This window comes from Chryseobacterium arachidis, assembly GCF_900129245.1.
Lineage (GTDB): Bacteria > Bacteroidota > Bacteroidia > Flavobacteriales > Weeksellaceae > Chryseobacterium > Chryseobacterium arachidis.
This window is the reverse complement of the sequence record NZ_FQUT01000019.1, coordinates 38,656-51,682: the sequence shown is the minus strand read 5'-3', so window position 1 is coordinate 51,682 and position 13,027 is coordinate 38,656. Positions and strand designations below refer to the sequence as shown.

At 35.6% G+C, this 13,027-nt stretch carries 11 protein-coding genes; 2 read left to right on the top strand and 9 right to left on the bottom strand.

Features of this window, described 5'->3' with window-relative positions; translation table 11 throughout:
- Window positions 1-102: 102 nt before the first annotated feature.
- The 3 genes from BUA89_RS21225 to BUA89_RS21215 form a co-directional block, all read right to left on the bottom strand.
- A complete protein-coding gene (locus BUA89_RS21225) occupies window positions 103-765 on the bottom strand; it encodes a response regulator (protein ID WP_072963729.1) in 663 nt (220 codons plus the stop codon).
- Window positions 758-2,398, bottom strand: coding sequence for a tetratricopeptide repeat-containing sensor histidine kinase (locus BUA89_RS21220; RefSeq protein ID WP_072963726.1), 1,641 nt, complete (start codon window positions 2,396-2,398; stop codon window positions 758-760). The genes BUA89_RS21225 and BUA89_RS21220 overlap by 8 nt, the downstream gene beginning before the upstream one ends.
- 70 nt (window positions 2,399-2,468) lie before the next feature.
- The gene (locus BUA89_RS21215) at window positions 2,469-2,675 is read right to left on the bottom strand and encodes a hypothetical protein (RefSeq protein ID WP_178362487.1); all 207 of its coding nucleotides are present in this window, start codon (window positions 2,673-2,675) and stop codon (window positions 2,469-2,471) included.
- A 392-nt stretch (window positions 2,676-3,067) separates the two neighbouring features.
- On the opposite strand from BUA89_RS21215, the gene BUA89_RS21210 reads away from it, so the two are divergent.
- Together BUA89_RS21210 and BUA89_RS21205 are read left to right on the top strand one after the other, a co-directional pair.
- Window positions 3,068-3,904: a hypothetical protein gene (locus BUA89_RS21210; RefSeq protein ID WP_072963720.1), complete on the top strand. Its 837-nt coding sequence runs from the start codon at window positions 3,068-3,070 to the stop codon at window positions 3,902-3,904.
- 72 nt (window positions 3,905-3,976) lie between these two features.
- Window positions 3,977-5,767 carry a metallophosphoesterase family protein gene (locus tag BUA89_RS21205; protein WP_072963717.1) on the top strand — a complete coding sequence of 597 codons (1,791 nt, stop codon included), beginning with the start codon at window positions 3,977-3,979 and terminating at the stop codon, window positions 5,765-5,767.
- Between the two features lie 464 nt (window positions 5,768-6,231).
- Here BUA89_RS21205 and msrA read toward each other — a convergent pair whose 3' ends face one another.
- The 6 genes from msrA to BUA89_RS21180 form a co-directional block, all read right to left on the bottom strand.
- On the bottom strand, window positions 6,232-6,786 hold the full coding sequence (gene msrA, locus BUA89_RS21200; RefSeq protein WP_072963713.1) for a peptide-methionine (S)-S-oxide reductase MsrA: 555 nt from the start codon (window positions 6,784-6,786) through the stop codon (window positions 6,232-6,234).
- A 210-nt stretch (window positions 6,787-6,996) separates the two neighbouring features.
- Entirely contained in the window at window positions 6,997-7,149 is a 153-nt protein-coding gene (locus BUA89_RS23225; protein WP_178362486.1) for a bacteriocin-like protein, read from the bottom strand.
- A gap of 147 nt (window positions 7,150-7,296) precedes the next feature.
- Entirely contained in the window at window positions 7,297-8,265 is a 969-nt protein-coding gene (locus BUA89_RS21195) for an ROK family protein (RefSeq protein ID WP_072963710.1), read from the bottom strand.
- 84 nt (window positions 8,266-8,349) lie between these two features.
- Window positions 8,350-9,558 (bottom strand): PepSY-associated TM helix domain-containing protein, encoded by a 1,209-nt coding sequence (locus BUA89_RS21190; RefSeq protein ID WP_072963707.1) that lies wholly within the window; start codon window positions 9,556-9,558, stop codon window positions 8,350-8,352.
- A 148-nt stretch (window positions 9,559-9,706) separates the two neighbouring features.
- A complete protein-coding gene (locus tag BUA89_RS21185) occupies window positions 9,707-11,821 on the bottom strand; it encodes a TonB-dependent receptor (RefSeq protein WP_072963704.1) in 2,115 nt (704 codons plus the stop codon).
- Complete coding sequence (locus tag BUA89_RS21180; RefSeq protein WP_072963701.1) at window positions 11,818-13,017, bottom strand: PepSY-associated TM helix domain-containing protein; 1,200 nt, start codon at window positions 13,015-13,017, stop codon at window positions 11,818-11,820. Before BUA89_RS21180 ends, BUA89_RS21185 begins: the two co-directional genes overlap by 4 nt.
- Window positions 13,018-13,027 lie beyond the last annotated feature (10 nt).

Sequence of the window (13,027 nt, the reverse complement as noted above, 5' to 3'; positions counted from 1 at the left end):
ATTAATTTTCGATCGGTTACGGAAAACCGTAAACGCAGAATATTTAATAAAAAAACCTTCCAGAGTTCCTGAAAGGTTATTAGTTTTTGATAAAATAGAAGATTAGATAATACCGATGTCTTTGCACATTACAACAAGTTCGATATTATTTTTGGCTCCCAATTCGTAGCGGAGATCATTCAGCCTTTTTTCGATGGCACTCTTACTGTCGGGTGTAATTTTGTTTTCTTTAAAATGTTTTTCGATATCGCCCTGTTTCCATCCTTTGGCAAGAAGTTCAATAAGCGTAACGTCATATTCTGTAAACTCAAAGGAAGTATTTCTAATGGAATTTAAAATCTCCTGCGGAATAACGGTTTCGCCGGAAAAAACTTTTTTAATTGTGCTTCTGAGATCTTTTCCGTCATTTCTGCCTTTACTTACAAAACCATTAATTTTGTGTATTTTAAAAAGATCATCAATAATCTTCGGTTTCTTCTCAATGGAAAAGGCAATGACTTTCAGGTTCGGCTGAATTTTTTTGACTTCTTCAATGAGTTGTTGTCCGGAATTGATCTTCTGCAAAATATGGTCTTTATCAAAAGACAGATCTGTAATCAGCAGATCGTAGGATTCAACAGTTGCAGCAGTAGTTTTTATTTTTTGCAATGCATCATCACAGTAATTCACAAAATCAAAATGCTGAATCTGTAATTCGGTAAGGGCATTGACCACGCCTAAATTTCTGACTTCATGATCTTCGGCTATCAGTACTTTTTTAAACATATTTCGATTGTATTGGTATGGTTATCTCAATAATTAATCCTCCTGTCGGATTTTTTTCAAAAGTAATATCTCCTCCAATGCTTTCAATACGGTTTTCCGTATTATGTATTCCTGTACCTTTTTGCTGATTCAGATCCCCGATTCCTACGCCGTTGTCGGTATATCTTATGATTAAATTTATATCATTTTTTTCAAATTTCACAGAAGCCCGTTTTGCCTTGCTGTGTTTTTTCATGTTCACAAGAATCTCTCTTATGATGTAATACAATTCAAGCTGCGTATTGTAGGGAATATTTTCCCAAATACTTTCCTTGTAACTCACCGGCAAGACTCTCTGTTCCTCGGAAGAGTAGGAGGTAATCATATTGATGAAGCGTTGCGCAAAATCTTTTTCTGCAATATTTTCATGCGAAATGTCTCTAGATTCTTCATACATTTTTTCGATATCATTGAGAATTCTTGTCTTATCCATTTCAGGATTATTCTGAACATCAATCATCATGTGATACAAGCCATTCGCAACCACATCATGAACCTTTTTCGACATTTTGAGCTGTGTGTTTTTTACTTCGAGTTCTTTTTCTTGCTGAAGGCGTTTTTTTCTTTTTTTGTAGTAGAATGCACCTCCGATTAATGCTAATGCTAAAGCTGCAAGACCAATGTTTTGTTTGAAACTTTTGTTTTTTAATATTTGATTTTCAGCATTTTTTTGTTCTACATCATATCTTACGACCGCAAATTGATTCTTAGCTTTACTTTTGGCAATTTGTAAACTATCATTTAATGTTTGAAACCTGCCAAAATATCTAAAATAATTTTTTTTGTCTAAATTAATTATCTTTTGTAAAGCTTGGATTTGATCTTCTTTACTATCGTTTTTAGTTGAAACTTCGAGCATTTTTTTTGCATAATCAAGTGCCTTAGTAGAATCTCTCTTTAAAAAATAATTAGATAGCGTAGCATAACTGGAATTTTCTTCGTACGGATTTTTCTCTTCTTGTCTAATCTTTAATGCTTGATAAAGTTCGGGTAAAGCATCGTATTGTGGGTTTTCATTAAATTTTGCTCGTGCTAAGTTATTTAATGCTCGTGCATATGAAATTTTATTTTTTGTATTAAGAGCTTGTTTAAGATTTTTTTTTGCCTCTGGGTATTTTTCTATTGTTGTTAGTACATTTCCAAGATTATTGTAATATGTGTATTTATTTTCGGGAATATTTGCGTATTTAATGGCTTCTTTATAAAATTTCACTGAATTATCAAATTCATAAAGATATGAAGAACATATTCCCATATTATTATAGCTGGCGGCTAATGTAAGTTTAATGATACTATCCTGAGTGTTCTTGAGAAATTTATTTGCTTCAAGAGAAGTTTCAATACTTCCGTAATAATCACCATTATAATGTTGAATAATTGCCATATTTACTAACGATTTTCCAACTCCAACAGAATCTTGTTTTTCTAGATAGGCATTTTTTGCTAAGTTGAAATAATAAAAAGCAGAGTCTTGATCTATTTCTTTTGCTTTTTTATAGTAAGTATTCGCAATACTTTCCCTTTGATCTAAAGGATTGGTCTTCTTACAAGAAGAAAATAAGACTAGAAAGATAAATAAAAAGGAGTTTTTCATGGTTTTAAGTTTTAATGTTACAAAGTAATAAAAAAGAGCAGATCTAAACAATCTGCCCTGTAATGATTAATTAAGGTTGTGTAAATGGAGGTGGAGTCTGTCCTGTATTGCCCCCCGTATTACCTCCACTGCCTGGAGGATCTCCCGGATCAGTTCCGCCGCCCGGATTTGTCAATTGAGTGGTTGTCTGTCCGTTATTATCGTGATTACATGATGATGTATTTGCATTATTATTTCCGAATGCTAATGAGATTAGCATCAATATGAAGTTTAACATTGTTCAAAAAATTTGAAGTTGAAATTTGTTTTCTTCCTCTCACGAAGTATTTATCGTGAGCTGTACACATTTAAAATTTCGAAGCGCTTCTAAAATTTTTTGGGAAGTGAACCTTCAAAAACGGAAGAGAAACATCTGCTTCCCAACCCGGAGTTTTCTTCCGTTTTATCTGGCGATTTTTGAAATCAGTTTGGTAAATTTGTTATTGTCTTTTGTTTTAATTATTTGTTTATCAACTGATTTCTGATTACAAATTTCTGGGAATTTTATATGATGTCACAGACACAAAATAGACATCAATAGACATAAGATGGACAGGATATTCGTTACGGAAACCCGTAATGCGACACGGTAGAAAATCAAGTATTTTGTAATACCCTTAAAAACTATATATGTCCAAAATAAAACTACTAATCAATGAAGTATTTAAACAAGGAGAATTAGATTCTGGTAAGAGTAAAAAATATCCTTTATCTCTTTTTTTAAAAGTCCATCTTGAAGCTTTTAATCTTTATGTGGATGAAAAGACATTTGTTAGATATTATGAAGCTTATGTTTTAGGAACAGGAAAGGAAATGGCTCCTGAACCTGACACATTGAATAAGCTAAGTAATTATTTAGGTTATAGCGATTTTACAGAATTCTCCAGAACTTTTGTCAAAAAAGATGATGAGGTAAATAAAACAACAGTAAAAATAGCTGTAGATGGGGATGAAGAATCCTTAACGGAAAAAATTTCTAAAGTCATCATTAATATTACCAATGAGCAATACTTTAAAATGCCTGATTTTATGAAAAAAAATGGATTAGGAATTATGGAAATGGCTTTACTTATTTGTCTTGCTACAGGCAGCGTTGTTTTTTCTAACAATAAAAAAACGAATACTTTAGGTTTTATATCAGGTATGGAACTTGCAACTGAAAAAAAGTATATGTATTGGGATGGAGAAATGTATATTGCAACAGACAGTACTTACATAAGTCCTGAATTTGAAGTTGTCGCAATGGATGAATTTAGGTTCAAATTTTTCAAGAGAATCACAAGAAAAGACACAATGACTGTTGAAAACTCCCTTGGAAAGACATGGTATTCTAAATATTACGGAGACGTAGAATTTTTTACAGCAGACGGAATTGATCCTGACAATAACAGGGAACTAAGAAAATCTACTGCGCCGATGATTGAAAAGTATGCGGGTAAAAATGCAGATTCTATTCAGGTGGAATAATTTCCTTCACAATAATTTAAAATTCAATTAAAACAATTCGCAGGATATTCCTTTAATTTCGTCTATTTTAAGATGAATAAAGGAATATTCTCATTTTTGTTAATGCTGTTCTCGCTGTTTTCGGCTCAGCAAAAATCTGTACAAATCGCTTTTCTTTCGGATGTGCATTTTCAGGATTTGTATGGAGGTTTTTCGGATCATGATTTTAAAGGAATTATCAATCCCAAAACGGGAAAATCAACGATCTTGAGAACGATGGATTCTCAGTTGCACTCCACAAGAATTTTTAATGAAAATTATTTTGCTTTCTTAAAAGCATTGGATGATGTTGCGAAAAAAGGAATTAAAATCGTTGCCATGCCCGGTGATTTTTCGGATGACGGACAAGCGTATAATATCCGGGGTTTACGCGAAATTTTAGAACAATATCACAACAAATATAGCATCGATTTTTATATTACCACAGGAAATCATGATCCGGTCGGGCCGTTTCGGCAGGATTCAGGAAAAGATGACTTTCTCGAACCGGACGGAAATTCATTGGGAATTTACAGTAAGGAAAACATCGGGAAAGTAAAGAATAAAATCATCACCAAAGACATTGCAGAATCTGGTTATCTGGAAATTTTAGATGAGTTAAAAGACTTTGGGTTTTATCCTAAAAAAGAAAATCTCTTTTGGAGTACGCCATTCAATTTTCAGTCCGTTAAAAATTATTCTTACGAAAAAGCTTTTCAAAATGCCGATTACTCCAGAAGAATGTATGAAGTGGCTAAAGGTTTTTCTGTGCCGGATTTAAGTTATGTTGTTGAACCAGTAAAAGACGTTTGGATAATTGCCATTGACGGAAATACTTACATTCCTAAAAACTTAAATGGCAATCCCAATAATCCTGCCAATTATAAAGGGGCAAGCTTGGGTTACAACAATGTTTTGTCTCATAAAAAACATCTGATTGATTGGGTAAAAAAGATTACAAAGGAAGCAAAACTGAACGGAAAAACAGTCATTGCTTTCACCCATTATCCGATGATCGATTTCAATGATGGAGCGACGAGTGAAATTAAAAATTTGTTAGGCGAAAAAAAATGGCAGCTGGAAAGAGTTCCCGATGAAGAAGTGGCAAAGGCCTTTGCCGATGCCGGTCTTCAGATTCATTTTGCCGGTCACATGCATATCAACGATACAGGAATCAGAACGTTTGGGGATAAGATGCTGGTGAATATTCAGGTACCTTCGTTGGCGGCTTATCTTCCGGCATACAAAGTCTTGACGATAAAATCTCCTGATCAGATGGAAGTCCGGACAGAAGTTTTACAGGATGTTCCGGGTTTTGATGAATTATTCCCGCTGTATGAAAAAGAATATGAAGCTTTACAAAAAGATAAAAACCAGATCCTCTGGAATAAAGATATTTTACAGTCGAAATCGTATCATGATTTTATGCTGTTTCATTTAAGAGAGCTGGTTCGGTTGAGAATGATTCCCAACGACTGGCCAAAAGATTTTATTGAAAAGGCAGAAAAATTAAATGGGAAAGATCTTTTGTTGCTCGTTCAAAATAAAGTTCAATTACAAGAAAATAGAATCAGAACCGATGGTTTTAAAGCGTGGAATTTTAAGGATCTGCTGTTGGATCTCTATAAGTTTCAATCCGCTGATGAACTGGCAAAAAAAGACATTCCGAAAGAGCGATTACGGCAATATCAGACCTTAGAGAACCTGTTTCAGGAAAATCGATCCCAAGATCCGTTTATTTTACAATTAAAATCTGTGTTTAAAATTCTTTCATTGCTTTCAAACGGTGATCCGGCCGATCATTTTGAAATTGATCTGAAAAAGCAAAAGATCAAACGTCTGTAGTAATCAAAAAAACCTGAAAAAGAAAAGACCATTAAAATCTGATGGTCTTTCCTATTATAAATCTAATCGTAAAAAATGTTCTCAAGCTTTCTGACTACGAAATTAATGAGTCTTTTCTCAAATTGATTATACAATGTGTTAAGTGTTTTTTAAAATTGTGTGAATGCGGGAAACTCCCTGTCTGATGTGTTTACAATTAGATTTATTGTAATTTTCTCAAAATGGGAAATTAATGTTGTATTGATTTTAAAATAATGTTGTGTTAAAACAATTTGAATTTTAATGTCTTTATTTTGTACTCCGAAAAAGAGAAATATAGTACAGCTGTTGTATTGAAGGGTTTGATAACTGTAGGATTAAAAATCAAAGCTTTAGAATTAATTTCACCTCATATAAAACGATTATTTTTACAAAAAAAGCGAAGGGATTGCTCTCTTCGCTTTTTGTTTTCAGGGTTGTAAAGGTTATGCTTGGTTTAGCATTCCCAATTCTCCGAAATGTTTTTTAAACTTCTGGATTTTAGGACCCACGACAGCGCTGCAATAGGGCTGTGTCGGGTTTTCATTATAATATCCCTGATGATATTGCTCGGCTGGCCAGAAAATATCAAATTTTGTAAGCTCCGTTACGTACGTTCCCTGCCATCTTCCGGATTCCTGAGACGTTTTGATGGCCTGTTCTGCTTTTGCTTTTTCAGCTTCATCTTTATAATAAATTACAGAACGGTACTGTGTTCCGATGTCATTTCCCTGTCTGTTCAGTTGGGTAGGATCGTGAAGGAAAAAGAAAACATCCATCAGCTGTTCATAAGAAATAACTGCCGGATCGTATGTGATCTGTACTACTTCTGCATGTCCGGTTTCTCCGGTGCATACCTCTTCATAGGTCGGATTGTCTTTATGCCCTCCGGAATATCCCGAAATGGCAGATTGTACTCCTTTCAGCATATTGAAACAGCTTTCCACACACCAAAAACATCCGCCTCCGAAAGTGATCTGTTCTAAATTATTGTTATCCATTCTAAGTTGATTATTGTATTTAAATATTTTCTCTTGTAAGGAATATTAATGGAGAAAAAACCAATCAAAAATAAGGAAAAGTTTTGCATTTGTATGTTTAATTACAGCTTGAAACGCAAATCACATTCATAGATTTTAGAAATGATAGTAAAAAAACAAACAACCCCAAAAATGAAATTGTTTGTAATTGATTTTAAATGTTGTACTGTTTTATTCAGGACCAACAGGAGTGTAAACGCACCATCCTCTAACGCAAGTTGCTGTATATAAAGGTTTGGGAACACAATAATTGGTACAAGGTCCCTGTACTCCTCCTGAAATTGCTTTTTGTTGTTTTCTGCTTAAAGCTTTAAGATTTTTCATATTAATGATTTTTTGGTTTTTAATACAGTACAAGTTAAACAATTTTTATTTGATTTTTAGTGATCAATAATTTCACATTGTGAAGTATTTTAGAAACAAAAAAGCACCCTAAAAAGGATGCTCAATATCATTTAAAATAGCTTTCAATTACTTTTCCCAAACCAATGCACTGGCTCCCAAAATAGCAGCATCTGCTTCGTCCAGTTCACTGAAAACCAATTTTACTTTGTTCCTGAAAATAGGAAGAAGGTTTCTTTCCATGTGAAGTTTGGTGGGCTTTAAAATAAAATCTCCTGCTTTAATTACGCCACCAAACAGAAGGATGGCTTCAGGTGAAGAAAACATCACAAAATTAGCCAATGCTTCCCCTAATTTCTGTCCTGTATATCTGAAGACCTCGATTGAGATCGGATCACCTTTCAGGGCACACTCGTGTACCGTTTTAGAATTGATGGCTTCTTCCGGATATTGGTTCAGCATAGATTCCGGGAATTCTGCCCTCATTTTCTTTGCTGTAATGGCGATTCCCGTTGCAGATGCATAAGCTTCTAAACTTCCTTCAGAACCTGTGCTCCAGTGTTTTCTTCCTCCCGGTTTTACAATAGTATGACCCAGTTCTCCGGCGAATCCGTCATGTCCGTAGATCAGTTTACCCCCTGCAATAATACCGCTTCCTACCCCGGTTCCCAAAGTAATCATGATAAAATCTTTCATTCCTCGAGCTGCTCCGAAAAGCATTTCACCGATAGCGGCGGCATTAGCATCATTGGTAATGGTACAAGGAAGTCCGAATTTAGCCTTCATTAATTCCGCAAAAGGGATAATACCTTTCCACGGAAGATTGGGGGCCTGTTCTATGGTTCCTGTATAGTAGTTGGCGTTGGGAGCTCCTACTCCTATGCCATCAAAATTTTTCTCTTTTCCGTGGCTGTTGATCAGGGGATGAACTGCTTCGTATAAAGCGTCAATATATTCTTCTACAGTAGGGTAGGCATCCGTTCGGATATTACCTTTTTCCAAAACTTCCCCTCTGTGGTTTACCACTCCAAATTTTGTGTTCGTTCCGCCAATATCAATTCCCAGCGCAACGTGTTTTGACAAATCTACTAATGACATTCTGTTGTAAAATTCTAAAAGGTTAAAATTATAAAAAAGATTGTATCATTAGACGATTAAGCAACATTTATTTTAAAAAAAATTTCAGACCGTTTTCAGGGTCTTTTTTTTCCTTCTTCCCCACCAGATCATAAAGCCAGTGACTGGTAATGAGGCACATATCAAACTTACAATGAAAGCGATGATTTTTGTAGGAAGCCCTAAAATGGATCCTACGTGGATGTCATAATTGGCTCCAACCGTTTTTTCTCCGAAATTTTTGTCTTTCATATCGTGAGTGTGGAGCAATTCACCTGAGTTTTCATCAAAAATCAGACTGCTGCTTTTGTGGTAAGAATATGATAAGTGTTTTACGTAAACCTCAAAATTCGGATGTTCATGATCATCCATGTGTTCGTGGCCCAAATCGATAGAGAAACCGTAAGAATCCGGATATTTTGCTTTAACCGTATTGCTGATCTTATCCAAAGTTCCCTCTGTTCTTAATTCTATCGGTGCTTTTGTTTTAATAGATGAAAAATCGGGATAGGCTGTTTTTCCCCCTGAGAAAACAAAGTACATCGCTGCCTGAACGACAAAAAATGCGTAGAATAGACCTGTAATTGAGAAGATTAAGGCAAAGATAGAAGCATAAAATCCTAAGACATTATGTAAGTCGTAATTTTTTCTTTTCCAGCTTTTTACATTTTGCCATTTGAAAGAAAAACGCTGTTTTCTTGCGGCTTTGTTTTTCGGCCACCAAAGAATAATTCCTGAAATCAGCATGATGACAAAGATGATAACCGGTATTCCGACTACATATGTTCCCCAGGACTGCTTCAGTAAATAACTCCAGTGGATCATTTTTACAATCTGGAAGAATCCGTTTTTCTCATCATACGTTCTCAGGACTTTTCCGTTGTAAGGGTTTACATAAGCGGCTTTATAAATCGGAAATTCATCAAAATAATTCCAGCCTTTCGGATCGTGCTCGTACCAATAAAAAAGATAAGACATCTTTTTATCCATCGGAATATTTACCCAATGCACAGGATATTTTTCTTTCACCTGCTCTACAACGGCGCGTTCCAAAACACGGATTGGCAGAACCTGCTTCTGCCCGATATTGGGCTCGTTATGATAAATAACGTCCTTGCGGGTAATGTTTTCGATTTCGTCCTTAAAAACGTACAAAGCTCCTGTAATCGAGATAATGAAGATCAGAAATCCAATGCCCAAACCCAACCACAAATGCAGTTTGCCTGTCCATTTTTTAAATACGCTTGGCTTTTTTTTGTGATGCTTTTTCCTCATGTTTTCCTTAAGTCCGGCAAAGATAAGATTTTAATTTTTATTTAGAATGTTTATAAATTGTTGTGCCTTGAAGTGATTGTCTGTTTCATCGCAAGGTTAAACAAAGGTTTTTCTTCTAATTTTTATATGAGTTTTAAAATAAATCAACTTAAAATTTATATTCCACCATGAACGTTCCTCTCATTCCCAAAGAATTGGTGAAGTCGGCATCTCTGGCTCCCCACCACGCAATGGCAGGCTGATACAGTTTATTGAAAACATTTTCTATCCCCAGAGATACTTTCCAGCTTTTATTCACATCATAGCTTGATTTAAAGTTGAAGATCGTGTATTCAGGAACTCTTCCTTCGCCGTAAACATATAAGCCTTTTGCATTTGGCTCGAATCTGTCCTGTGCGAAAGTATGAAGCATATCCAACCCAAGAGACAAAGATGAAATTGGTCTCACCTGAACATAAGCCAAAACTTTCGGGGCAGAAATTCTGCTGTTGTTGATCTTTGTCGAATAGTCTCCGTCATCTTTCGGTGAAGTTACTCCTTCCATCCAGCTGTAGCTTCCTCCGAAATTGATCCATTTAAGAGGTGTGAAATGTAAGAATCCTTCCACACCGTAAACCACTTCTGGCGCTCTCTGTACGATAAAGGCATTGTTGGCCCCCTGTGCGTAAGAGTAGCCCAGTTTTGAGGTGCTTACATAAGAAGTTACCTCATAGTTTACCCATTTGGCGATTTGTCCGGTTACCCCTAATTCATAATTATTAACGATAATCGGTTTTGTTTCAATTCTGTCGATGGTGCTTTCTGTAGCGTCTCTTAATGTTCTTCCTAATTCATTGATTGAGAAAGACTGAGAAAAGCTTCCGAAAATATTCACAAGCGGATTGATATTGTATCGTACCCCGATATTTCCGACCAAGCTGTTGAAATCTAGTTTTCCACCTTTCACAAAAATGCTGTTAGGGAAAGTTCCGTCGTTTTTGATTCTTGGCAATGTGTTGAAATCACTTACATCCACCTTCATATTTTCGTACCGGAAACCTCCTTTGATGGTCAGTTTTTTTAATAAATCAATTTTAACCAAAGCGAACGGTGCGATGTTGGTCATGCTCATTTCAGGAGTCCAGAAACGTCCGTCTTCAAGTTTCTGAGCGGTTTTATCATTCAAAACGTCTAAACCGTAAATGATTTCTGCCTGAGAGTTTGCAGCATTCCAAAGCTGGGTATCTAAATTTAGTCTTGCCCCTCCTTTTCTAGAAACAATATTAGACTGCCCACCGTTTAAAAAAGTATTGCTGTATCCGTATACCGTTCTGAAATCCTGGTAATAAAGGTTGGTATTTAAAGCAGTTCCTTTCCAAAGGTTTTTGTTGTCGTAGCTTAGTTTATAATTGTGATTTCTTGGTGTTCCCTGCGGAGTCGTTTCTAGTCCGTTTCCTACACCTTCTCCGATGGTCGGTTTAATTCCATATTTTCCGTTGACCAAACCTAAATTTAAATCAGATTTTGAGGCATATCCGATATAAGAAGCTTCAATTCTTTGATTATCATTGATATCGTAACCTAACTTCAACATTCCGTTGTAATTATCCATTTTTGCGGTGCTGTAAGTCGGGCTAAGATTTACACCGTCTGCATCTTTCATATAGCCTGTTCTTTCATAAGCCAATGAGGCAACATAATCAAAATTTTTGGTGATTTTGCCTGACAATAACTGACTTGCTCTGAAACCCAGGGTTCCTCCATAGGGCTGCCCGCTGATTCCTACCTGAGAAATTCCTGAAATTTTCTTATCAGAACTGTTTTTTCTTGTAATATAATTGATAATACCCCCGTCTGCACCGTTTCCGTAAATTGATGAAGCCCCTTTAATGACTTCAATTCTTTCAATGACCGAAGGATCGATCACCCTTAGATCTCTTGCTCCGTTTCGAAGTGGAGTAGACTGTGGAATTCCGTCAATTAAAACCAAAACCTGGCGACCTCTTAATGTTTGTCCGGTATTTGATGTCTGTCCTGAACTTGTTGCCAAACTCGGAACCGTATATTGTAAAATACTTGTAATATCTGAATTTACCGTTAGCTGCGACTGAATCTGCTTCTGGCCGACAATGGTTACTGAGCTTGGAATTTCCTTGATGCTTTCTTTTTTTCTGGAAGCCGTTAAAACAATTTCGTCTACTTCTTTTACCTGTACAGAATCCTGCTGCTGAGCGAATGTTGTGATCGTTGCTAAAATAGCTACGGATAATATTATTTTTTTCATTTCTTAGTTCCTTTTTTCTTCTTTCCCAACCATACCAAAAAGCCTGTTACAGGAAGTGAGGTGCAAATTAAACCTGCCATAAACCAGATAATTTTTCCTACAATTCCGAAGTATGAGCCTGTATGGACATCATAATTGGCATTGGCATATTTTTCGGCGTTAGTCAGATCTTGATGAGGTTTATTGGCTAATAGTTTTCCTGAGTATTTATCAAAAACCAGCTGATTTCTGATGGCAAATTTTCCGTCTTCACCATAAATGAGGACAGGAATATTTTTCAATTCTTTTCCTTTTTTATTTTTTCCGTTTAATGGAATCCTGAAACTTGAAGAGGATAAGTATATTTTTTTTGTTTCCTGAGCGGTGATGTCAAATACCGAACTGTTCTTTGCTAATAATGAATCCGGAGATTTTATTTCTTTTTCTTTCGGAAGCTCCCATGATCCGGATAATGTAATGTTGAATACATTTTTCACCCAAGGATAAGCGAAGTAAATTCCCGATAAACTTAATAATAAAGCAATAAAAGAAGTATAGAATCCCAGAATATTGTGAAGATCATAGTTTTTACGCTTCCAGGTCTTTACATTTTTCCAGTCGAATGTTAAACGTCCTTTTCTTGCTTTTTTGTTCTTCGGCCACCAAAGGACAATTCCTGTAATCAATAGAATGATAAATAAAACTACCGGAATCCCGACCACATATTTCCCCCAATCCGATTTTAATAATAAACTCCAGTGTATGGATTTTAAGATAGGGAAGAGGTCGTATTTTTCATTATAAATTCCGAGAATTTCGCCGGTATATTGATTAACGTAAACCAGCTTGTTGATTTTTATTTCATCAAAATAGTTCCACGCTTTTTTATCTTTTTCTACATAGAGAAATTCGTAAGATTTGTTTTTGTCTAATGGAATTTCAACCGAACTGATCGGAAATTTCTCATTAACTTCTAATGAAACTTTCTCTTTCAGCACTTCAATGGAAAGTGGCTTTGGGGTAACTGTTTCAGCGTTTACATAAATGACATCTTTTCTAAGCTGATTCTGGATTTCATCCTTAAAAACATACATCGTACCCGTTAAAGAAACAACAAACACAATAATACCAACGGACAAACCCAGCCACAGATGCAGCCTGGCAGACCATTTTTTTGTAAACGAAGGTTTCTTTTTATGGTGATGCTTTTTCTTCATGAGAAAAAAG

Excerpts from the sequence above, each read along its gene's own strand:
- BUA89_RS21185 (WP_072963704.1), bottom strand. The coding sequence starts at position 11,821 with ATGAAAAAAATAATATTATCCGTAGCTATTTTAGCAACGATCACAACA.
- BUA89_RS21195 (WP_072963710.1), bottom strand. The coding sequence starts at position 8,265 with ATGTCATTAGTAGATTTGTCAAAACACGTTGCGCTGGGAATTGATATT.
- BUA89_RS21205 (WP_072963717.1), top strand. The coding sequence starts at position 3,977 with ATGAATAAAGGAATATTCTCATTTTTGTTAATGCTGTTCTCGCTGTTT.
- BUA89_RS23225 (WP_178362486.1), bottom strand. The coding sequence starts at position 7,149 with ATGAAAAATCTTAAAGCTTTAAGCAGAAAACAACAAAAAGCAATTTCA.
- BUA89_RS21225 (WP_072963729.1), bottom strand. The coding sequence starts at position 765 with ATGTTTAAAAAAGTACTGATAGCCGAAGATCATGAAGTCAGAAATTTA.
- BUA89_RS21215 (WP_178362487.1), bottom strand. The coding sequence starts at position 2,675 with ATGTTAAACTTCATATTGATGCTAATCTCATTAGCATTCGGAAATAAT.
- BUA89_RS21210 (WP_072963720.1), top strand. The coding sequence starts at position 3,068 with ATGTCCAAAATAAAACTACTAATCAATGAAGTATTTAAACAAGGAGAA.
- BUA89_RS21190 (WP_072963707.1), bottom strand. The coding sequence starts at position 9,558 with ATGAGGAAAAAGCATCACAAAAAAAAGCCAAGCGTATTTAAAAAATGG.
- BUA89_RS21180 (WP_072963701.1), bottom strand. The coding sequence starts at position 13,017 with ATGAAGAAAAAGCATCACCATAAAAAGAAACCTTCGTTTACAAAAAAA.
- BUA89_RS21220 (WP_072963726.1), bottom strand. The coding sequence starts at position 2,398 with ATGAAAAACTCCTTTTTATTTATCTTTCTAGTCTTATTTTCTTCTTGT.
- msrA (WP_072963713.1), bottom strand. The coding sequence starts at position 6,786 with ATGGATAACAATAATTTAGAACAGATCACTTTCGGAGGCGGATGTTTT.